The sequence below is a fragment of the Affinundibacterium flavidum genome (assembly GCF_014284175.1).
In the GTDB taxonomy this organism is placed as follows: domain Bacteria; phylum Pseudomonadota; class Gammaproteobacteria; order Burkholderiales; family Burkholderiaceae_D; genus Undibacterium; species Undibacterium flavidum.
Map to the genome: position 1 here is coordinate 333,628 of NZ_JACOGA010000003.1, position 21,487 is coordinate 355,114.

Annotated in this window: 20 protein-coding genes and 4 tRNA genes; 9 read left to right on the forward strand and 15 right to left on the reverse strand. The window is 45.5% G+C overall.

Annotation, left to right across the window (positions count from 1 at the left end; genetic code table 11):
* Window positions 1-35 precede the first annotated feature (35 nt).
* From H8K55_RS04915 to recA, 7 genes are all read right to left on the reverse strand, one after another.
* The gene (locus H8K55_RS04915; protein WP_186940953.1) at window positions 36-617 is read right to left on the reverse strand and encodes an FHA domain-containing protein; all 582 of its coding nucleotides are present in this window, start codon (window positions 615-617) and stop codon (window positions 36-38) included.
* A 55-nt stretch (window positions 618-672) separates the two neighbouring features.
* Entirely contained in the window at window positions 673-1,479 is an 807-nt protein-coding gene (locus H8K55_RS04920) for a Stp1/IreP family PP2C-type Ser/Thr phosphatase (protein WP_186940954.1), read from the reverse strand.
* A 226-nt stretch (window positions 1,480-1,705) separates the two neighbouring features.
* Window positions 1,706-2,587, reverse strand: coding sequence for a succinate--CoA ligase subunit alpha (gene sucD, locus H8K55_RS04925; RefSeq protein WP_186940955.1), 882 nt, complete (start codon window positions 2,585-2,587; stop codon window positions 1,706-1,708).
* Between the two features lie 18 nt (window positions 2,588-2,605).
* On the reverse strand, window positions 2,606-3,790 hold the full coding sequence (gene sucC / locus H8K55_RS04930) for an ADP-forming succinate--CoA ligase subunit beta (protein ID WP_268977982.1): 1,185 nt from the start codon (window positions 3,788-3,790) through the stop codon (window positions 2,606-2,608).
* A gap of 159 nt (window positions 3,791-3,949) precedes the next feature.
* A complete protein-coding gene (locus tag H8K55_RS04935) occupies window positions 3,950-4,183 on the reverse strand; it encodes a hypothetical protein (RefSeq protein ID WP_186940956.1) in 234 nt (77 codons plus the stop codon).
* 206 nt (window positions 4,184-4,389) lie between these two features.
* The gene (gene recX / locus H8K55_RS04940) at window positions 4,390-4,848 is read right to left on the reverse strand and encodes a recombination regulator RecX (RefSeq protein ID WP_186940957.1); all 459 of its coding nucleotides are present in this window, start codon (window positions 4,846-4,848) and stop codon (window positions 4,390-4,392) included.
* A gap of 247 nt (window positions 4,849-5,095) precedes the next feature.
* Entirely contained in the window at window positions 5,096-6,133 is a 1,038-nt protein-coding gene (gene recA / locus H8K55_RS04945) for a recombinase RecA (RefSeq protein ID WP_186940958.1), read from the reverse strand.
* A gap of 276 nt (window positions 6,134-6,409) precedes the next feature.
* Here recA and H8K55_RS04950 point away from each other — a divergent pair, with 276 nt between their 5' ends.
* Window positions 6,410-7,408 (forward strand): sulfotransferase family protein, encoded by a 999-nt coding sequence (locus H8K55_RS04950; RefSeq protein WP_186940959.1) that lies wholly within the window; start codon window positions 6,410-6,412, stop codon window positions 7,406-7,408.
* Between the two features lie 253 nt (window positions 7,409-7,661).
* On the opposite strand, the gene H8K55_RS04955 is transcribed toward H8K55_RS04950, so the two are convergent.
* The 4 genes from H8K55_RS04955 to gltX all read right to left on the reverse strand — a co-directional run bounded on the left by H8K55_RS04955 (window position 7,662) and on the right by gltX (window position 10,303).
* Window positions 7,662-8,096: a DsrE family protein gene (locus H8K55_RS04955; protein WP_186940960.1), complete on the reverse strand. Its 435-nt coding sequence runs from the start codon at window positions 8,094-8,096 to the stop codon at window positions 7,662-7,664.
* A 360-nt stretch (window positions 8,097-8,456) separates the two neighbouring features.
* A tRNA-Glu gene (locus tag H8K55_RS04960) sits at window positions 8,457-8,532 on the reverse strand.
* 178 nt (window positions 8,533-8,710) lie between these two features.
* A tRNA-Ala gene (locus tag H8K55_RS04965) sits at window positions 8,711-8,786 on the reverse strand.
* A 98-nt stretch (window positions 8,787-8,884) separates the two neighbouring features.
* Window positions 8,885-10,303: a glutamate--tRNA ligase gene (gene gltX, locus H8K55_RS04970; protein WP_186940961.1), complete on the reverse strand. Its 1,419-nt coding sequence runs from the start codon at window positions 10,301-10,303 to the stop codon at window positions 8,885-8,887.
* Between the two features lie 156 nt (window positions 10,304-10,459).
* Between gltX and H8K55_RS04975 the strand changes: the two genes are divergently transcribed.
* From H8K55_RS04975 to H8K55_RS04985, 3 genes are all read left to right on the forward strand, one after another.
* Complete coding sequence (locus tag H8K55_RS04975; protein ID WP_186940962.1) at window positions 10,460-11,440, forward strand: pseudouridine synthase; 981 nt, start codon at window positions 10,460-10,462, stop codon at window positions 11,438-11,440.
* Window positions 11,441-11,536: 96 nt separating this feature from the next.
* Window positions 11,537-11,613: transfer RNA gene (locus H8K55_RS04980), tRNA-Pro, on the forward strand.
* A 95-nt stretch (window positions 11,614-11,708) separates the two neighbouring features.
* Window positions 11,709-11,785, forward strand: a tRNA-Pro gene (locus tag H8K55_RS04985).
* 153 nt (window positions 11,786-11,938) lie between these two features.
* Here the strand turns inward: H8K55_RS04985 and ribD are convergent.
* Window positions 11,939-13,096 carry a bifunctional diaminohydroxyphosphoribosylaminopyrimidine deaminase/5-amino-6-(5-phosphoribosylamino)uracil reductase RibD gene (ribD, locus tag H8K55_RS04990; RefSeq protein ID WP_230408485.1) on the reverse strand — a complete coding sequence of 386 codons (1,158 nt, stop codon included), beginning with the start codon at window positions 13,094-13,096 and terminating at the stop codon, window positions 11,939-11,941.
* Window positions 13,096-14,199: an iron-sulfur cluster carrier protein ApbC gene (gene apbC / locus H8K55_RS04995; RefSeq protein WP_186940963.1), complete on the reverse strand. Its 1,104-nt coding sequence runs from the start codon at window positions 14,197-14,199 to the stop codon at window positions 13,096-13,098. The genes ribD and apbC overlap by 1 nt, the downstream gene beginning before the upstream one ends.
* Before the next feature lie 223 nt (window positions 14,200-14,422).
* On the opposite strand from apbC, the gene H8K55_RS05000 reads away from it, so the two are divergent.
* From H8K55_RS05000 to H8K55_RS05020, 5 genes are all read left to right on the forward strand, one after another.
* Complete coding sequence (locus tag H8K55_RS05000) at window positions 14,423-14,854, forward strand: pilin (protein WP_186940964.1); 432 nt, start codon at window positions 14,423-14,425, stop codon at window positions 14,852-14,854.
* A gap of 223 nt (window positions 14,855-15,077) precedes the next feature.
* Window positions 15,078-17,177 (forward strand): methionine--tRNA ligase, encoded by a 2,100-nt coding sequence (gene metG, locus H8K55_RS05005; RefSeq protein WP_186940965.1) that lies wholly within the window; start codon window positions 15,078-15,080, stop codon window positions 17,175-17,177.
* Window positions 17,178-17,192: 15 nt separating this feature from the next.
* Window positions 17,193-17,669, forward strand: coding sequence for a GNAT family N-acetyltransferase (locus H8K55_RS05010; RefSeq protein WP_186940966.1), 477 nt, complete (start codon window positions 17,193-17,195; stop codon window positions 17,667-17,669).
* Between the two features lie 58 nt (window positions 17,670-17,727).
* A complete protein-coding gene (locus H8K55_RS05015; protein WP_186940967.1) occupies window positions 17,728-19,542 on the forward strand; it encodes an aminopeptidase P family protein in 1,815 nt (604 codons plus the stop codon).
* Window positions 19,543-19,554: 12 nt separating this feature from the next.
* Window positions 19,555-20,076 carry a GNAT family N-acetyltransferase gene (locus H8K55_RS05020; RefSeq protein ID WP_186940968.1) on the forward strand — a complete coding sequence of 174 codons (522 nt, stop codon included), beginning with the start codon at window positions 19,555-19,557 and terminating at the stop codon, window positions 20,074-20,076.
* A gap of 3 nt (window positions 20,077-20,079) precedes the next feature.
* Here the strand turns inward: H8K55_RS05020 and H8K55_RS05025 are convergent, their stop codons facing one another.
* Together H8K55_RS05025 and H8K55_RS05030 are read right to left on the reverse strand one after the other, a co-directional pair.
* Window positions 20,080-20,925 carry an alpha/beta hydrolase gene (locus H8K55_RS05025; protein ID WP_186940969.1) on the reverse strand — a complete coding sequence of 282 codons (846 nt, stop codon included), beginning with the start codon at window positions 20,923-20,925 and terminating at the stop codon, window positions 20,080-20,082.
* Window positions 20,926-21,036: 111 nt separating this feature from the next.
* Window positions 21,037-21,487: transposase (locus H8K55_RS05030; protein WP_186940970.1), on the reverse strand; the 451-nt coding region annotated here is incomplete at its 5' end.

Genomic DNA, 21,487 nt, shown 5'->3' on the forward strand with positions numbered 1-21,487 from the left:
AGAATATTGCTAGACGTTTTGCCGCTCAAGTAAATCTAGTTTAGTTGGAACTCCATCTTTGTTCCTGATAAATCGATTTCGTCTCCATGCGCCAAAATACGTGGTCGCGCATCAATTGTTTCACCATTGATTTTTGGAAATACTTTTCCCTCTACGAAAGTGATCTTAAAACGATTCCCTTCGCGCGCAATCGACACGACTAAAATACCGGGACTACCCAAGGTGGTGACAGGCTTAGACAGTATCATTTCTTTGCCAGCATTCGCACCATTCAATACCTTGATTTTTCCGACCTTCAAAGTCTCATCTGGAGAAATTTGATAGTTGTCAACCTCGACCACAAATTTCAATTGATATTTACCCAACTCAATCACGTCGTCATTTTGCAACAAATGCTTTTTGATTGGCTGCCCATTCACTGATGTACCGTTAGTGCTACCCAAATCTAGGATAAAAGTTCCTTCAGAGGTCGTGTCTATAGCTGCGTGGCGTCCACTTACCGCGAGATGATCCAAGACCAAGTCATTACCAGGTCGACGCCCAATATTCAGACGCGCACGGTCAATATTAAATTCTTTTTGAACCTGACCATTAAAAGTCACCACAACTTTTGCCATATTATGCCCACCGGATACAGAAAATAAATTGAATTAGAATGAAATTGCTTGTTTTTTAACTAGCAAAAATATACTCCATAAAGCCACGCTCATGCAATTCTTTCACACGTATTAAAACAACGGATATGTTGTCAAAGCCTCCCTGCCGATTTGCCAAATACACTAAAGTCTTGCAACAAGTGTCTAAATCTGCAGATTGCTCGCGCAGTACGGTCTGAATGTAAATCTGGTCTAGCATGTCGCTCAAACCATCTGAACAAAGAACAAAAATATCATCTTGCCTCAATTGATGATCATGCACTTCGACTTCGATTTCTTCGTGTGAACCAACTGCACGTGTAATAAGATTCTTAATTGGCGACAAATGTGCATCCGCTTGAGAAATCAGCCCCGCATCGATTTGTGCCTGCAACACAGAATGATCGCGCGTTATTTGCTCCAGAAAATTATCCCGAAACAAATACGCACGTGAGTCACCAACATGTCCGATCACCAACTTATCATGATGACACAATGCGGTTACTATGGTGGTCCCCATCCCAAAATTATCGGGATTTGCATTGGCTAGTTCAATAACCTTTTCATTGGCATACACAATGGCATCATGTATCCATTTTTGAGGCATCGATGACTGCCACGGCATACGAGGCAGCCAAGAATTTGCTTGTTTTTGGCGGATCTGCTCGCTGACCAAATCAACACTCATTTGGCTTGCTACCTCTCCTGCGTTATACCCGCCCATTCCATCTGCCAGGATCGCCAAGCCAGCCTCAGGGCAAATAGCAATCGCGTCCTCATTATGACTGCGGACTAAACCTGTGTCAGTATGACTAGCAAACTCCAAAACAGTATGTGCATGCATGTATGAATTAGACGAAATGAAATCGACGATAGCCAAAACTAGTGAAAGGCGCAACCAAATCTGAAGTTATCGAGCTTACCATTAACAGAGAGAAATATCAGCCTGGAGTGGAAATTTTGATGTTTCAATCGCGCAACTACAACATTCTTTTTGCACCATCGGTCTGGTGACGGCAACAAAAAAGGGAGCACAAGCTCCCTTTTTTTAAAACAACCAATCTTCTAAATTACAGCATGGCTTTCAACAAGCGTGCCATTTCAGATGGATTCTTCGTTGCTTTGATACCGCATTCTTCCATGATGTCCAATTTTGCTTGCGCAGTATCAGCACCACCAGAAATTAATGCACCAGCATGACCCATACGTTTGCCTGGAGGCGCAGTCACACCAGCGATGAAACCAACGACTGGTTTCTTCATGTTGTCACGTACCCAGTAAGAAGCATTCGCTTCATCTGGACCACCGATTTCACCGATCATGATGACAGCGTCTGTATCAGGATCATCATTGAACATCTTCATGACGTCGATATGCTTCAAACCGTTGATAGGATCGCCACCAATACCAACTGCGGAAGATTGACCCAGACCGAGTGCAGTCAATTGACCAACCGCTTCGTAAGTCAATGTACCGGAACGGGAAACCACGCCGATACGACCTTTACGGTGGATATGACCAGGCATAATACCGATTTTGATTTCGTCTGGTGTGATCAAACCTGGGCAGTTAGGTCCGAGCAATTTTGTTTTGCTACCAGCTTTTGCCATACGGTCTTTCAACATCATCATGTCACGGACAGGAATACCTTCTGTGATACAAATCGCCAAATCGAGATCCGCTTCAACGGCTTCCCAGATCGCAGCCGCTGCACCTGCTGGTGGAACGTAGATTACGGAAACAGTTGCACCAGTAGCCGCTTTAGCTTCAGAAACATTCGCGAAAATTGGAATGCCTTCGAAATCTTCACCAGCTTTCTTAGGATTAACGCCAGCAACGAAACAGTTTTGACCGTTTGCGTAATCGCGGCACATACGTGTATGGAACTGGCCAGTTTTGCCAGTGATACCTTGGGTGATGACTTTAGTGTCTTTATTAATCAGGATGGACATATTGATTCCTTGCGAAAATTAAGCTTGACCGGCAGCAGCGGCAACAACCTTCTGCGCCGCTTCTTCCATCGTGTCTGCAGCGATGATAGGCAAACCAGAGTCAGCCAGCATTTGCTTGCCGATTTCTTCGTTGGTACCTTTCATACGTACCACCAAAGGTACTTGCAAGGACACTGCTTTAGATGCAGTGATCACGCCTTCAGCGATCACGTCACAACGCATAATGCCGCCGAAAATATTGACCAAGATTGCTTTCAAGCCTGGATTTTTCAACATGATCTTGAATGCTTCAGTGACTTTTTCTGCAGTCGCGCCACCACCTACGTCCAAGAAGTTAGCTGGCTCACCGCCGAACAACTTAATGGTATCCATCGTTGCCATCGCCAAACCTGCACCGTTCACCAAGCAACCAATGTTGCCGTCGAGGGAGATGTAAGCCAGGTCAAATTTAGATGCTTCGATTTCGGCTGGATCTTCTTCATCCAGATCGCGGTACGCAACGATTTCTGGTTGACGGAATAGGGAGTTCGCGTCGAAGTTAAATTTCGCATCGAGCGCGATAACTTTGCCCGAGCCAGTCAAGATCAAAGGATTGATTTCAGCTAAGGAGCAATCTGTTTCCATGAAAGCTTTGTACAAGCCTTTCAACTGAACACGTGCGTCTTCGATAGAGCCTTCTGGCACACCGATTTTACGGGAGATGTCATCTGCTTCAGCATCTTGCAAACCAGCAGTTGGATCGATCGCGATAGAGTGAATCAATTCTGGATGAGATTCAGCCACTTCTTCAATGTCCATACCGCCTTCAGAAGACGCCATCAACACCACGCGTTGGCTGATACGGTCAGTGACCATACTTACGTACAGTTCTTTTTTGATGTCAGCGCCTTCTTCGATCAATAAGCGACGAACTTTTTGACCTTCAGGGCTAGTTTGATGCGTGATCAATTGCATGCCCATGATTGCTTCCGCATATTCACGTACTTGCTCCATGGATTTAGCGACTTTAACGCCACCACCTTTACCACGGCCACCGGCGTGAATTTGTGCTTTGACTACCCATACTGGACCGCCTAAAGTTTCAGCAGCTTTGACTGCTTCTTCAACGGACATGCATGGGATACCGCGCGGTACGGTCACTCCGTATTTACGGAGGATTTCTTTACCCTGATACTCATGGATTTTCATACGACTTCCCTTCAGACACTGAGGTATTAGTTAAAAAGTAAAACAAAAAAAACGGAATTCTATAAACACTGTACAGCATGGAACATTCGAATATTCATTAAGTCAGCAATACAAAACCGCTAGCCCAAACAAAAAAACGCAACAACCGAATTGGATGTCACGTTCATTTAGCAATTACTTGAGAGCTTCGGAAAATTTTGTTTGCATCAACTTAATACGAGCAAAAACACGATCCGCTTGACCACAATTCAACTCTTCCAAGTAGGTAACATCTACTTGGAGAAGGAAATCAGACCCGAATAAGGGGGTAGAAAAAGTCATCAATTTAAAAAAGGCATCATGCCTGCTGGCGGCAATTCGAATATAAAAAGCCACAATTGCGTGCGTGTTCGCAGCTTCTACGATCACAGCCGCTCTTGCGGCATTGCAAAAAACCTGTGGATTCTAGCACAGCTAAAGCATGATTTCTATTTTTTGGTTAGGCCAATTTAATAGAACCAGTACTTAAAAATACCAATTTTCACAAGTTTCAACGAGATATTGTGCTTACTCAAATGGCTTAAATTGAATGACGGTCACAGAAAATGCTTTTTTCATAGCAGGAAAGCAAGAATCTACTCTTGGTCTACGTCACGAGATTGACGCAGTGCATGACTAATTGCGCGACTAGAAAATCCTCGTTGCGCCAAGAACTGCATTTGTTTAGCCTTTTCGCGTTGATCGACTGGTGATTCTCTGAATTTGCGCCATAAAACATCCACGGCTCTCTGCATTTCGGTTTCTTGCAATTCAAGTTTGATGTCAGTTAAATCGTCTTTACTCAAATTATGACTTTGCAACTCAGCCAATATTTTTTGATTCCCAAAGCGCCCCTGACGCTTATGCACCAATGACTCTGAAAAGCGTTGATCGGATAAGAATTTTGACTCTTCCAGCCAATTCAATAAGGTATTCAACTCGTCTACTTCCTCAACATAAGGAGAAAGCTTGCGAGCAAGTTCAATACGACTGTGCTCACGCATAGAAAGAAAGCGCAAAGCACGCGCTTTTAGGCTCAGCTTGGGTCTGATCATTGATGGAAATTAAAAACCAAATAGGTTAAGCCATTAAACTGAAAATACAACTTACCACCTTCTACTTACAACTAATAGCCAGCAAGTGGAAAACAAAAAAAACAAATAAGAACAAAAAAAGTCGACTACCTGTTACCAAGTAAATCGACTTAAGACTACCGTGATCAGTACTAGGGCTCAGAATATATTCCAACAGCCTCTAAATCAGGCTCAATATTCTTCAAAATATCCAGAGCCTGCCATCTATCTATTCTGCTGCGAGTGCTGGCAACAATGGCACGCCTAATTGCTCACGCACTTTGTTTTCAATTTCGTGTGCCAATGCTGGGCGCTCGATCAAGAAATTACGTGCATTATCTTTGCCTTGACCAATTTTTTCGCCGTTATAGCTATACCAAGAACCCGATTTTTCAACGATCTTGCAATCAGCGCCCAAATCCAGAATTTCACCTTCGCGTGAAGTGCCTGCGCCATACAGAATATCGAAGTGCGCTTCTTTGAATGGTGGCGCGACTTTATTCTTTACGACTTTCACTTTAGTTTCGTTACCAATCACTTCATCGCCAGCTTTAATTGAACCAGTGCGACGAATATCTAAACGTACAGAAGCGTAGAATTTGAGTGCATTTCCACCAGTTGTGGTTTCAGGGCTACCAAACATCACACCAATTTTCATACGAATCTGATTAATGAAAATCACGGTTGTGTTAGTACGATTGATGCTGCCGGTTAATTTACGCAATGCCTGTGACATCAAACGCGCCTGCAAGCCAGGTAAAGAATCCCCCATATCGCCTTCAATTTCAGCTTTTGGTGTCAGTGCAGCAACCGAGTCGATAACGATCAAATCAACACTACCAGAGCGTACCAAAGCATCTGTAATTTCTAAGGCTTGTTCTCCTGTATCTGGCTGAGAAATCAGCAGGTCATTCAGATTTACACCTAATTTTTGCGCATAGCCAACATCGAGAGCATGTTCCGCATCGATAAACGCACAAGTGCCACCCAGCTTTTGCATTTCCGCAATAACCTGCAAAGTCATTGTCGTCTTACCTGAAGACTCTGGGCCGTAAATTTCGATCACGCGGCCACGTGGCAAGCCACCAACACCAAGAGCGATATCCAAGCCCAAAGAGCCTGTAGACACCACCTGTACTTCTTCAACTGTTGCACCATCCGCTAAGCGCATGATGGAACCTTTACCAAATTGCTTTTCAATTTGCGCTAGCGCGGCAGCCAATGCTTTACTTTTATCGTTGCCGTTATCAGATTTTCTATCGTCCATAATTTCTCTCAGGTAAATGCAATTGACTACAATTTTTATGAATTTGCAGCTCCAAACCACTGCATGTCGACACTGTATAAAAAATCAGTAGTTTGTGCAAGCATCTTTTGAAAATTTTTTTCAACGTTGGATTTTGATCGATATTTGCATTTCAGATAATTTTACCTGCTTATGCTTTCGCACTGCGCTGAACACCTACCCAAGTTAGATAAATCAAATAGGTAAAGAAAATACAGATCATGATGTTAATATTGCTATTTTATTCCAAGCGCACTTATGCAAGCATATGACGGATTTGTCTCAGAAGAACGTTCATTTATTCGCGGAGAACCAGTTGATTCATCGACACTCGATTCTCTAAGAAACTGGTATCCGATCACATTTTGCCATCAGAGTAATGAACTCTATTGGCGCGATATGGGACAGCAGAGATTTGTTGAATCGTTCTTTCAAAATAGCCTGAACACTCAGCCACGCGATCAAAGACGCGTTTGCAGAACTCCGGTGAGCGCCTTATCTCAATTCACTGAATGCGTCGCCCCTACCGCGTTTATCTTTCACGTTTCACGTTGCGGTTCTACGTTGTTGACGCAGATGTTCAGTCATTTAGCACAGTGCATAGTATTGTCCGAACCTCCAGTGATCGATGCGTTTTTCCGTGTTTATTCGGAAAATTCTCCGGAAAGCATTCTTATTTTTCAACAACTTATTGCAGCCTTGGGTCAACGGAGGGCTGGCGAAGAAAAGCATTTCATCGTTAAATTTGACAGCTGGCATATCAGCCGGTTGGCCTTTATTCGCAAAGCGTTTCCACAAACGCCGCTGCTCTTTTTATATAGAGATCCGCAGCAAGTTCTGGCATCCCACCAGCGCCAACGCGGACCACAAATGATTCCAGGCTTTGTGAATTTAGGAAATATTTGTGCGGATCTTACTGACTTAATGCCAGGTGATTTAGATGGCTACTGCTTGCGCGTCTTAGATCAGTTTTATACTTGTGCGATTTCTCACCATCTAGAACACGATTTACGACTCTTGAACTATCATGAATTGCCTGCATTAGTATGGGAGTCTCTGTTGTCCCAACTAAATCTGTCACTGACATTAGAAGAGCTCGAACAAGTTAAGGCGCGTTCACAATATCATTCCAAACATCCTCAGCAAAATTTTCTGGGAGACCCGCAAGCACATGTAAAACATGCGTGTTCAGACAAAACGGAAAAGCTATACCTACAGTTAGAAAAATTACGTCAGCAAGCTAACTCTACAAAATAAAGCTCGTACCGATTAGCACTACGACGGAATCGATCATAACAAATCGCCTGTTTTTTTCAGACTAAACCACGCAAAATTTCTCGCTCACTGTGATCAGTTAGGGTCGCAATGCTCACGACGATGCCGCTGATGGACAGAAAAATATCCACCGATTACAAGCATCGGCTAAGACATATAGTGCATATTCACTTTTGCTCTTGTCTATTCTACGAGATGCTCAATCATGCGCGCTATGCACATAGGCATTTAGGCTTCAAGGCTTCAAGTAAGCATAGCCTTCATGAATCTGTAATCGAGCGACCTCCGCCACACCCGAAGGCACGATGCTAGCTTCGGACAGGACATGCGATTTATCTATTTTTCGGCCTATCAAAGTGTTATTACATACACGAAACTCGACTTTGCGTGCAGCCAATTCCTGTACAAGAACGTCGTATGGATTGCCATTTTTGTCGCTTGCTCCAAGCAACAAAAAATCAATTCCCGCACCGTGTGTCACAAACACGATCTTGGCTTTTGGGCTTTGTTCTAGATGATTACGGGCATTGCGCAAACCAGCTGCGGCATTTGCGCTGTCACTGATGTGATAAATAACTTTTTCTTCACGTTCAGCAGCAAACCCCGACATCATGAAAAAAGACACCGCAAATAACAATGCTACGTTGATGCATTTAAGGTAGATTTTCATATTTATTTTCCAAAAAATTGATTATTTGTCTTTGTCTGATCTGTCCTGATCCGACGGCTGAAGGTAATGAGGCAGAGTCTTAGCAAAGCATCGACGTAGTGTTGAAACTTCGTATAGTCCAGCTCTTTATTCGCGCATAAAAACGAGGTACACGGACGATGTATCTCGTTGATAGACCTTGGTATATTTTCGGATATCAACGATTAATTTATTTCTAAAATCAATCACTTGCGTCAATATTGCACTCACAAGGGGGTTCTCCCACACAAGATTATCCCTTCGATTCCCCTGCGCGAGCAGTGCTCGATTTTCTTCGCCAAAAAAAAAAGCCGCTAAGTATTTAAACTTAGCGGCTTTAACTGGCGTCCCCAAGGGGATTCGAACCCCTGTACTCACCGTGAAAGGGTGATGTCCTAGGCCTCTAGACGATGGGGACATAAAATCTGTCCGTATTACTGACCTTTTTTACTGCTTTTTACTTGATTTTTTCGCTTCGTTATTTACGTTTTCGATCAAGTAAGACCAAGATTATATACTCAACTTCTTCATTCTGGCAAGCACTTTTCTTAAACTTCTAAAAAAATACTTTGTTGATTTGAGCTATAAACCGATCGTGGTGGAGGTAAGCGGAATCGAACCGCTGACCTCTTGCATGCCATGCAAGCGCTCTACCAACTGAGCTATACCCCCGCACAAAACAGAAACGGGAGTATAGCAAGTTTCGACTTTGCTTGTAAAGCTTAAACGCTTGACAAACTATTCGCTCATTCCGTATTGAACCGGAATGATCAAGCTTTGGCGAGGCGCTCTAACACGACTTCGCGACCAAACAATTCAATCACCGCGTCAATCGATGGCGTCTGTAATTGACCGGTCAACAGCAAACGCAGAGGCATCGCGAGTTGCGGCATTTTTAAACTATGCTTTGCTAAAGTTTCTTTCATCATTGCTGAAATCGCTGCTTTATTCCACTCGACGCTAGCGCAAGCTTGTGTGAACTCTTGCAAAGCCGGCTTGATCGCATCGGTAATATGCTGCGCCACTAAAGCTGCATCAGGGGTCGGTTGGCGATAAAACAGCATCGCAGACTGCGCCAATTCCACCGTGGTATTCGTACGTTCTTTGAGCAATGCGATGACGGCAGCTAGTGCAGGCGCCCCTTCAAATTGCGCATCGAGTTTTTCCATATCAGCACGGATTAAATCGGCTAAGCGTTGATTGTCCGCTGCCTTGATATAGTGATTGTTCAACCATGCGAGCTTTTCTGGATTAAATTGTGCCGCCGAACCAGACAAATGCGTGAGATCGAACCAACTGATCATTTGCTCCATACTGAAAACTTCGTCGTCACCATGGCTCCAACCTAATCGTGCCAAATAATTCAACAAAGCTTCTGGCAAATATCCCTTGTCCAGATAATCCATCACACTAACGGCGTCACGACGCTTAGAAAGTTTCTGGCCATCCGTACCGAGAATCATAGGCACATGTCCATAAAATGGCAAAGGCGCACCCAAGGCATTCAGAATGTTAATCTGACGTGGTGTATTGTTCACATGATCATCGCCGCGAATCACGTGCGTGATTTGCATATCGCTATCATCGACCGCCACACAGAAATTATAAGTAGGCGTGCCATCTGGGCGGGCAATCACCAAGTCATCCAATTCGCGGTTTGAAATCGTGATCGTACCTTTGACAACGTCGTTCCAACTAACTTCGCCATCAAGTGGATTTTTGAATCGAATCACAGGTTTGCGATCTGCAGGAATTGCCGGCAAAGTCTTTCCAGACTCTGGACGCCAAGTGCCATCGTAGCGCGGCTTTTCACCGGCAGCACGCTGACGCTCACGCATCGCTTCAACTTCATCTGTCGAGCAATAACAATGATAGGCTGTACCATCGACCAGCATTTTTGCCAGCACTTCGGTATAACGATCCATACGTTTCATTTGATAATATGGACCTTCGTCATGCTGCAAATTTAGCCAGTTCATACCGTCCAAAATTGCCTGTACTGCTTCTGGCGTGGAGCGCTCTACATCGGTATCTTCAATCCTTAAGACGAAGGTGCCGCCAAAATGGCGTGCAAATGCCCAGCTAAATAAAGCAGTGCGCGCACCGCCGACGTGAAGATAGCCAGTAGGACTAGGCGCAAAACGCGTGCGCACCGGTGTGGTAGGAGTAGGTAAATGAGAAGCAGTCATGGATACAGGGCGAATTTCAATTTAAGCAATAACGAGAATAAAAATCGTCAAAACTATTCTTCAATGAAAGGGTCGCGCAAAAGTAAGTAAATTAAAAACGCTATTTTACCGCCTTAACACCTGAGAAGATACCTAGCACCACTTCGCAATGTTAGTATGACAAACGCGCCTATCATCTTGCCTAATTCGTCACATGTAATTCATCAGCAATTTTCTGCAATCGTGAACCAACTTCATACCTCCCCACTCGTCGTCGCTCCGGCGCTAGCTACACGTAATGGCATTAGCCCAAGCTATATCTGGCTACCCGAAGGCCAGTGGGAAAATGCTTTAGCGTTTTTGTCCCAACAATTTCCATACATTCACGCCGACATCTGGCGTAGGCGCATGGAAAAATTGGAGGTTCGCGACGCTGATGGCAATTGCTTGCAAGCAGATAGTCAAGTAAAGCGCGGCATGTGTATTTATTATTATCGCGAAATTGAAAATGAAGTCGCGATTCCATTCCAAGAAAAAATACTGTTTGAAGACGAGCATTTATTAATTGTCGATAAACCGCATTTTTTGCCAGTGACGCCTGGCGGTCAATATTTGCGCGAGACTTTATTAACAAGACTAAAAGCCAGTACCGGTATCGATCATCTGACTCCCTTGCATCGCTTAGATAGAGAAACTGCGGGAGTCATTTTATTTTCCAAACAAATTCAAAGTCGCGGTGCCTATCAAAGTTTGTTTCAAATGCGCCAGATCGAAAAAACCTATCACGCACTGGCTGCGCATTTGCCACAGCAAACTTTCCCTTATCGCAAAACAAGCCGCATGGAGGAAAGCGATCGCTTCTTTATCATGCATGAAGTTGCAGGCACAGCGAATAGCGAAACATTCATCAGCGTACTAGAACGACGTGAAGAAATTGATTTATATCAATTACAGCCACACACTGGTAAAAAGCATCAACTACGACTGCACATGGCGAGCTTGGGAGCGCCTATATTGAATGATCAGTTTTATCCGGTTGCCCTGCCCGTTGGCAGTGATGACTACAATCGACCATTGAAATTACTGGCAAAATCCATCAGTTTTATCGATCCTATCAGTCACAAAAAAAGAGAATTTAATAGTGAGCAAAATCTTTAGGACTGCTTTGAACTTAGCCACATTCGATAATGACGCTGATCAAATTACTAGCAGGCGGTTGACAAGAATCGCAGCCCGAAGTATTATCTCGCTTCTCGGAGTGTAGCGCAGCCCGGTAGCGCACCTGGTTTGGGACCAGGGGGTCCAAGGTTCGAATCCTTGTACTCCGACCAAATTTGAAGGATCGTTGAGAAATCGACGATCCTTTTTAGTTTCACCAATTACAGTAAATGATATCGCAGATGATTTTTCATTTGCTAGCAGTTTTCGGAGTGTAGCGCAGCCCGGTAGCGCACCTGGTTTGGGACCAGGGGGTCCAAGGTTCGAATCCTTGTACTCCGACCAAGTTTAAGCCTCGTTGAGAAATCGGCGAGGCTTTTTTTGTTTGGATGTCGAGTTGGCTAATTTTGATATTAGCTGATTTGAAATCGACTTATGAAGTCGACTTATATTAAGCAGGCTTATTTTAAGATTGTCGGCTAAATTATTAAGTGCAACTTATTTGAATCGAGCCAACACCCGGATTGCTTCACCGACTTGACGCAAGTCATGGATTTTCAAAGACTGCGCTTCAGCAATTTTCTGCAACTCGGGCAAAGCGAACATGGATGCACCCCGTCCCAATAATTTCGGCGCGAAATACAACAGCAATTCATCAACACATCCAGCCTGAAGCAGAGCGCCACTCAATTTTGAACCAGCCTCTACATGCAATTCGTTGACTTGCTCTCGTCCTAAATAATTCATTACTTCAGACAAATTTACTTGAGAGTTCGCTGCAGGCAATTCATTCGCAAAACACTGCAATTCAGCACCTATATTCTGCAAAGCTTTTTCTCGCTCCGAGTTATTGAGCGCATGAAAAATCGTGGTGCGACCGCTCTGAAAAAGTTTTGCATCAATAGGCGTGCGCAACTGCGAATCAACAATAAGCTTACGTGGCTGGTGAGCCTGCACCGCATTGCCCTGCACTGCATCATCATCAGGTAAACGCACCGTCAGTTGCGGATCATCCACCAATACGGTACCAATACCTGTCAAAATCGCATCCGCCCGCGCGCGCCAACGATGCCCATCTTCCCTTGCGGCGGCATCCGTAATCCATTGGCTTTGTCCGTTCGGCAGCGCGGTAAATCCATCCAGACTAGCCGCCATTTTCACGCGCACCCAAGGCCAGCCGGTTTCCATACGCTTAAAGAATCCGATATTTATTTCACGCGCTTGTTCCGCTAGCAAACCATACTCAACGACGATTCCCGCATCACGTAACATCGCAAACCCACGTCCTGCGACTTGCGGATTTGCGTCTCCAAGCGCTGCGACCACGCGTGCCAAACCAGCATCAATTAAAGCATTCGCACATGGAGGCGTTCGGCCAAAATGACTGCAAGGCTCCAAGCTGACATAGGCAGTTGCACCTCGCACAGCCTTGCCCTGTGCAGCAGCATTACGCAAAGCCATCACCTCGGCATGCGCTTGCCCCACAGGCTGAGTCCATCCCTGCCCCAGAATCACGCCGTCTTTGACCAGCACACAACCAACCTTAGGATTAGGCGAAGTCGCCATCGTGGCACGGGAGGCTAACTCCAGTGCTTGATGCATATACACATGGTCTTGGGGCGAGAATTGTGGCACGAATTGTGGAGAATATGTCATCAGGTATTTTGTACCGTAATGGTCGGAAATTTACTACTCATGTCTTTCGCTTTATCGGCGACTTTAATCGCTACTTTGCGCGCAATATCTTTATAAATCGTGGCGATCTGTCCATCAGGATCAGCCACTACAGTAGGCTTACCTGAATCAGCTTGCTCACGAATCGCCATGGTCAATGGCAAACCACCCAAAAACTCCACACCGTATTCAGCGCACATTTTCTCACCGCCACCAGCACCAAAAATCGCTTCGGTGTGACCGCAATTTGAACAAACATGAGTACTCATATTCTCCACGATGCCAAGAATGGGAATGCCGACCTTCTCAAACATCTTCAAACCCTTACGCGCATCGAGCAAAGCAATATCTTGCGGCGTAGTCACAATCACCGCACCAGTCACTGGCACTTTTTGCGACAAAGTTAATTGAATATCACCTGTACCCGGTGGCATATCTACAATCAAATAATCCAGATCACGCCAATTGGTCAACTCTAATAACTGTTGTAAAGCTTGCGTCACCATAGGACCGCGCCACACCATAGGGGAATCAGGATCTATCATAAAGCCGATGGACGATACTTGTACGCCGTAGTTCTCCAGTGGCTCCATCGTCTTACCGTCAGCCGATTCAGGACGCCCCTCTATCCCCATCATCATAGGCTGGGATGGACCATAAATATCCGCATCTAATAAACCTACAGACGCGCCCTCTGCCGATAAGGCCAAAGCTAGATTCACTGCCGTGGTCGATTTACCTACACCACCTTTACCTGACGCCACCGCAATGATATTTTTCACATTCGGCATCAATTTAATTCCGCGCTGCACAGCATGCGCCACAATCTTGCTGCAGACATTGACTTGCACTTGCTGAACACCAGTCAAACCAGAAAGCGCTTTCTTAATTAAACCCGCTACGAGTTCAAACTGACTCTTAGCCGGGTAAGCCAATTCCACATCCAAGCTAACAATTCCCGCTTGTATTTGAATATTTTTAATGGATTTGGTCGAGATGAAATCTTTACCGGTATTCGGATCGATCACCGAAGATAAGATAGTTTTAATTTGTTCAATTGCTGGATCTTGATTTATTGCAGACATGCGATTCTCCGTTGAATTTCCGCAAGTCTAACGTAATTTATCTTAAATCTCTGAGATAACCCTGTAAGCAAACTGCCTATGTTCATTGGCAAACAGTCAAACCAACGAATATTCGCTAGACTAAATTCAGAAACTGGTAAAATTTGACGGAAAAGCGCAATTTGACATAAATGATGTTTCAACAAGCCGTAACTTCGAATTCATATTTTAAGGGGAGATTTTAATGAGATCCAACAGGATAGGCCAAGGTTTCTCTTTGATTGAAATGATGATCACTGTTGCAATTATTGGCATATTAGCGGCAGTTGCTATGCCCGCCTATCAAGCCTATGCAAAGAGGTCCAAATTTGCAGAAATTGTCGTAGCAACTAGTGCTACAAAAATCGCGGTTGAAATCTGTGCACAGGAGCAAGATGGCCTTACCAATTGCTCAGGCGGCCTCAATGGCGTTCCGTCAGATGTTACTAGCACAACAGGTTATCTGGGCACAGTCATAACCGCCGGTGGAAGAATCACAGCCACAGCTAGAGCTTATCAAGGTCTATCCGGGACTGAAAATGTCATTTATGTCGGCGTTTATGGTGCAGATAAACGTGTAACTTGGTCAATTGACGCGACGAGCACATGCAAAACGGCTACTCCCAAACTTTGCTAGTCTAATTGCGGCTCAATTCAAGAAACAAACTGATTTGACTACCTCCGACCTTAAAAAATTGAGTAATTTTAAGATTGACAAGCCTTTTTACATCCACAAATCCGACGATTTCCAGAGAAAACCCACTGATCAGAAACCACGGCCGCCGCTGAGAAATCGTACTAATCTATGACTTCGCTGTTAAAATAACTGCTTTATTCCTCAAGTAAAGCAATCATTCATTATGAGCCGCAAGCTGTTCGTCACCACCGCCCTTCCCTACGCTAACGCCCCTTTCCACCTCGGCCACATCATGGAATACATCCAGGCTGATATCTGGGTTCGTCATCAGCGAATGTCGGGACACGAAGTTAACTTCGTTTGTGCTGACGATGCGCATGGTGCACCGATCATGATTGCGGCTGAAAAAGCGGGCATCACTCCACAAGAATTTGTGGGGCAAATTGCTGCGGGACGTAAACAATACCTGGATGGTTTTCATATTGAATTCGACAACTGGCATTCAACCGATGGTGCGGAAAATCATGCGCTGTCACAAGATATTTATCGCAAGCTGAAGGCTGCGGGTTTTATTACCAGCAAAACGATAGAACAGTTTTATGACCCGGTCAAAAACATGTTCTTACCAGATCGCTACATCAAAGGTGAATGCCCGAAATGCGGCGCGAAAGATCAGTATGGCGATTCTTGCGAAGTCTGTTCTGCCGTTTATGCACCGACTGATTTGAAAAACCCCTATTCCGTATTGACTGGCGCAACACCAGTGATGAAATCATCCGAGCATTTCTTCTTCAAATTATCTGACGAGAAATGCGTGGAATTTTTACGTGGTTGGGCTTTGCAAAACAATCGCCTGCAATCCGAAGTGGCGAATAAATGCAAAGAATGGTTAGAAGGTGAAGGCGGCCTCGGTGATTGGGATATCAGTCGAGACGCGCCCTATTTCGGCATCGAAATTCCTGATCAACCGGGCAAATACTTTTACGTCTGGCTCGATGCCCCCGTAGGTTATCTGGCTTCCCTGAAAAATTATTTCAATAAAACCGGTCGTGATTTTGATGCGTTTATGGCAGATCCGACGACGGAACAAATTCATTTTATCGGCAAGGATATTACTTACTTCCACACCTTGTTCTGGCCTGCGATGTTGAAATTCTCTGGTTACAAAACGCCGGACAATGTGTATGCACATGGCTTCGTGACAGTCTCTGGTGAAAAAATGTCGAAGTCACGTGGAACCGGTATTTCTCCATTGCGCTATCTCGATATCGGCATGAATCCTGAATGGCTGCGCTACTACTTTGCAGCGAAACTGAATGCCAAAGTCGAAGATCTGGATATGAATCCGGATGACTTCGTTGCACGTGTTAATTCTGATTTGATCGGTAAATACATCAATATCGCGAGTCGTGCGGCAGGTTTTATTACCAAGCGTTTTGATGGCGCTGTGAATACGGTTTGGGCGACCAGCGACGATGCCTTCATTCAAAATTTGCGCCATGTTTCTGGCGATATTCAAGCTTTGTATGAAGCCCGTGAATTTGGTAAAGCCCTGCGCGCTGTGATGGAACAAGCCGATATCATCAATGCTTATGTGGATGCAAATAAACCTTGGGAACTGGCAAAGCAAGCCGAGAATGACGCGAAGTTGCAAGAGGTTTGCAGCCGTTTATTGGAAGCTTTCCGTATTCTGACTGTGTTCTTAAAACCGGTCTTGCCGCAACTTGCTAGTCAAGTTGAAGCGCAATTGAATATTGCCCCATTGAATTGGGCGAGCGTGAATACGCCCTTACCGGATCAACATAAAATTAATCCTTATGTGCATCTGATGCAGCGTGTTGATATTAAGATTTTTGACCAGTTGTTTGATGCGCCGGTTCCTGCTGCTGTGGTTGCTGCAGCGTCGGCTGAAACCCATCCCCTCCCCAACCCTCCCCTTGAAGGGGAGGGAGTCGTTAATGGTATGATTGAAGAGCTCGCTCCTGAGATTAAGATTGATGACTTCGCTAAGATTGATTTGCGTATCGCCAAAATCCTTAATTGTGAACACGTCGAAGGTTCCGACAAGCTCTTGCGTTTAACTTTAGATGTCGGTGAAGGCAAGACACGTAATGTCTTCTCCGGTATTAAATCCGCGTATCAACCAGAACAATTAATCGGCAAATTCACTGTCATGGTGGCGAATCTGGCACCACGTAAGATGAAATTTGGTATGTCCGAAGGCATGGTCTTAGCGGCGTCTGCTGCGGATGAAAAAACCAATCCGGGTTTATATATCTTAGAAGCATGGCCTGGTGCAGAGCCGGGTATGCGAGTTCGTTAATTTATCAATTACGCTATGGACATCGTCATACGCGAAGCCAATACAGAAGATGCGCCGCTCTTGGCGCATCTGACCAGAACTTGCTGGGCGGGTAAAGTTGCAGCGACCTCGTCCGGTCATCATGAAAGCAGTGAAAAAGTCGCCGATGACCTGACCCAAGGTGGCGGCTTTATTTTGCTAGTCGATGAAGAGCCTGCAGGCTCGGTACGTTGGCTTCCCGTCGATGGCGAAACCAGCACTTGGGAAATGCGCCGTATGGGCATACTTCCCGCTTTCCGTGGTGAAGCCCTATCACAGCATTTACTCGAAGCCGTGATACATCAGGCACAAACTTCGGGTGTAGAAGAATTGCGTTTAGGTGTGCGCACGGATCAGCCTCGTTTGGTGGATCTATACACCGCCTATGAATTTGAACTTGCGCCCGAACTCGAATACGCGCATGCCAATCCGAACGAACCCATGCCGCATGTGATGCGTCGTTTTCTCCGTTAATCATTGATCATACGTTCCTGACGTGGCTCAGGAATGGTCCTTTTCAACTGGAACCACCATGAGCATTTCTATCCCACAACGATTAGCAGACTTACGTTCTGCGATGACAAAACATGGCGTACATGCCTGCTTGATTCCGTCTGCCGATCCGCATTTATCCGAATATCTACCAACACGCTGGCAGGGCCGCGAAGTGTTTTCTGGCTTCACAGGCTCAGTCGCGACTTTGATCGTAACGACGGACTTCGCTGGTTTGTGGGTAGATGGTCGCTACTGGTCACAAGCAGAAATAGAGTTAGCCGGATCTGGCATCAATATGATGAAGATTCAATCTGCAGCGGCCACCGCACACATCGATTGGCTGGCACAGAATTTACAGTCTGGACAAACGCTCGCGGTCGATGGCAATGTATTGGGATTAGCCACTGCCCGCGCATTACAGGCCGCTTTAGAGCCTAAGCAAATTATTCTCAATACGCAGCTCGATATCTTAGATGAAGTGTGGAGTGACAGACCGGCCTTGCCAGATGCCCCTGTCTACGAACATCTAGCGCCTTTTGCGGTGGTCAGCCGCGCAAACAAACTCACTGCTGTACGCGCGCAAATGCAAGCCAAAGGCGCCAACTGGCATTTTGTTTCGACGGTCGATGACATCGCCTGGATTTTCAATTTGCGCGGTGCTGACGTTAACTACAACCCCGTCTTTGTTTCGCATGCTTTGATAGGTTTGGATAGCGCGACACTGTTTGTGCCACTAAATAAAGTATCGCCACAAATCGCCGCCAATTTAAGCAAGGATGGGGTCACTTGTCAGCCGTATGAGAACGCAGCCAGTGCTTTACAAAATCTGAATGCTAACGCGACACTGTTGATTGATCCGCGCCGCATTACCTACGGCTTCCAGCAAGCGATTGCCAAGGAAGTTAAAGTCATCGAGGCACTGAATCCCTCGGTCTACAACAAATCACGCAAACATCCTGCCGAGGCGCAATTCGTGCGTGAAGCAATGGAGCAAGATGGCGCGGCCTTATGTGAATTTTTTGCATGGTTTGAACATGCACAAACACAAGCAGAAACACAAGGTTTGCAGCGCATCACAGAAATCACCATCGATGAACAAATCTGTGCAGCACGCGAGCGTCAAGCACATTTTATTTCACCAAGTTTTGGCACGATTGCCGGCTTTAACGGCAATGGTGCGATGCCACATTATCGCGCCACAGCAAATTCACACTCGGTGATTGAAGGCAATGGCTTGTTGCTGATTGATTCCGGTGGCCAGTATCTGAACGGTACTACCGATATTACGCGCGTCGTACCTGTAGGCACGGTTTCCACCGAACAAAAACGTGATTTCACGCTGGTATTAAAAGGCATGATAGCGCTGTCTCGCATGCAATTTCCGTATGGGACTTACTCTACCGTGCTCGACACCGTCGCACGTGCACCGATGTGGGCAGAAGGCATCAATTACGGTCATGGCACGGGTCATGGCGTTGGCTATTTCCTCAATGTCCATGAAGGCCCGCAGTCGATTTCTGGTGCGATTCCCAACAGCGACATGGTGATGGAAATCGGCATGATCACATCGAATGAACCCGGCATTTATCGCCCTGGAAAATGGGGCGTGCGCATAGAAAATCTCATGCTGTGCGTACCTGCACAAACAACTGAATTTGGCGAGTATCTGAAGTTTGAAAGCTTAACGTTGTGCCCAATTGATACGCGTTGCATCGCACTCGATCTGATGCACAAAGATGAAATTGACTGGCTCAATGCTTATCATCAGGATGTCTTGCACAGACTCTCGCCACGCGTACAAGGTGATGCATTGAACTGGCTTAAAGAGCGTACAAAGGCGATTAATAAATAAATGGAGGACAGTATGAGCGAAACCAACACTTATCTTGTCACCCCTGTCTGCAAAGAAGATTTCGCTGGCATCAAAGCGCTCTATCAACATGTCGCGCGGCAAGGTGGCGGTATCGCCCGTACTGAAGATGAAATTACTGACGACTATATCCGCCACAATTTAGACACCGCGATGGCACGTGGTGTCTGCTTTGTTGCAAAAGTGGATGCGCAAATTGTTGGAGAAATCCATGCGTACCCACCCTTCCCCAGATTGTTTGCACACATATTGTCGGATCTGACGATTGCCGTGCATCCTAACTATCAAGCCATCGGCGTTGGGCGTGCGGTTTTTACTGCACTACTCGACGAAGTCAAACAACATCGCCCCGACATCTGCCGGATCGAATTATTTGTACGCGAATCTAATCACAAAGCCATCGCCTTTTATCACAGCCTAGGTTTTGAAATTGAAGGGCATTTTAAACAACGCGTACGCCGCGCAGATGGTGATTTGGAGATGGATATTCCTATGGCTTGGTTGCGTTCAAACTAGTCTTTATTTGTTCTTTGGTTCAGGTGCAAATAATTGTCGAAACGCAATCAACGCGGCGGGATGATAAATCGTCGCATGCGTTTCTTTTGCGAAGTGTTCATAAGTCCAGTTCAAACCCACTGGCTTCTGCGTTTGCAACATCTGTGCGAAATTCTGAATCACCGATTCCATTCCACGTTGCCCACTACTAGCGAAATACAAATTCTTGGACAGTTGTGGCTGCACCTGCAATTTCTTAGCAAACTGCACCGTCAAGTGTTCGTCATTCCACCACAAGCTAGGATCGATCGCGATATATGTCTGGAACATATCGGGCGTTTGAAACAAAGTCTCTAATGTGAAGAGCCCCGCCAATGATTCGCCCACCAAAGCACGCTCTTGTGTTGTGCGATAACGCTGCTCAATTTCGGGTATTAATTCCTTAGTCAAGAATCGACGATAAGACTCAGCACCACCCAGATTGGGAATCGCTTTTTTATCTAACTCGCTATTGCTAGGCCCAGTTAAATCACGGCGCCGTACGGTATTTTCAATTCCCACCAAAATAAACGGCCGCATTGTTCCGTTCGCTATCGACACCTGCATCAAACCAGCAATATGCAAAAAATCTTCTGCTACGCCACCGTCGGGCATATAGATGACGGGATACGCTTTTGATTGATCTTGTCGATAGCCATCTGGTAAATACACGTTGATCCGTCTAGTCTCTTGCATGGTTTTAGAAACGAGTTCCACGGACTCACCTATGACTAGCGGCTTGACTGTGACTTGCGCCGTCGCTGTCGATCCAATCGCAATCGTTAGACTGCTTGCTAGCAAGATGGTGGTGATTAGGTGATTAATGCGCATTGCTTCCTCTCAAATGTTATCGGTGATTGCTGAAGTGGGAATTGTCGTTGATTGAGTGGCTATTGTTTTTATTTTTTGTTGATTTGCGGTCTGTAGATACTGTTATCCGAGTCAAGCAGAATGCAAGCTTGCATCGAAAGGCTTGCCGGATTTTAGTACGCCAAATGCGACATGAATGAGTTTTCTCATCATTGCCCCAATAATGACCATGGGAGGTTTTCCAGAAGCGGTAAGACGCTGACGAAAAGCCTTGCCCCATGTTGTTTTATACAAAGCCACCATGGCAGGCATGTAGAGCGCTTTGCGAATAAAAGTATGTCCCACTTTTGACATACGCGTCTTGCTCCGCACACTACTGCCAGATTCATGATGACGTGGGTCGAGTCCTGCAAATGCAATTGCTTTCTTCACTGAAGTAAATCGCTCTGTATCAGAATAGTAGGAAAGCAAAATTGCGATGGTGCGTTCTCCTAAACCAGGTATGCTATCCAATAATTTCTGCTTATCTTTTAAGTCCGGATCGTTCCGAGTATGGTCGTTAATTAAACGAATCAGTGCTTTA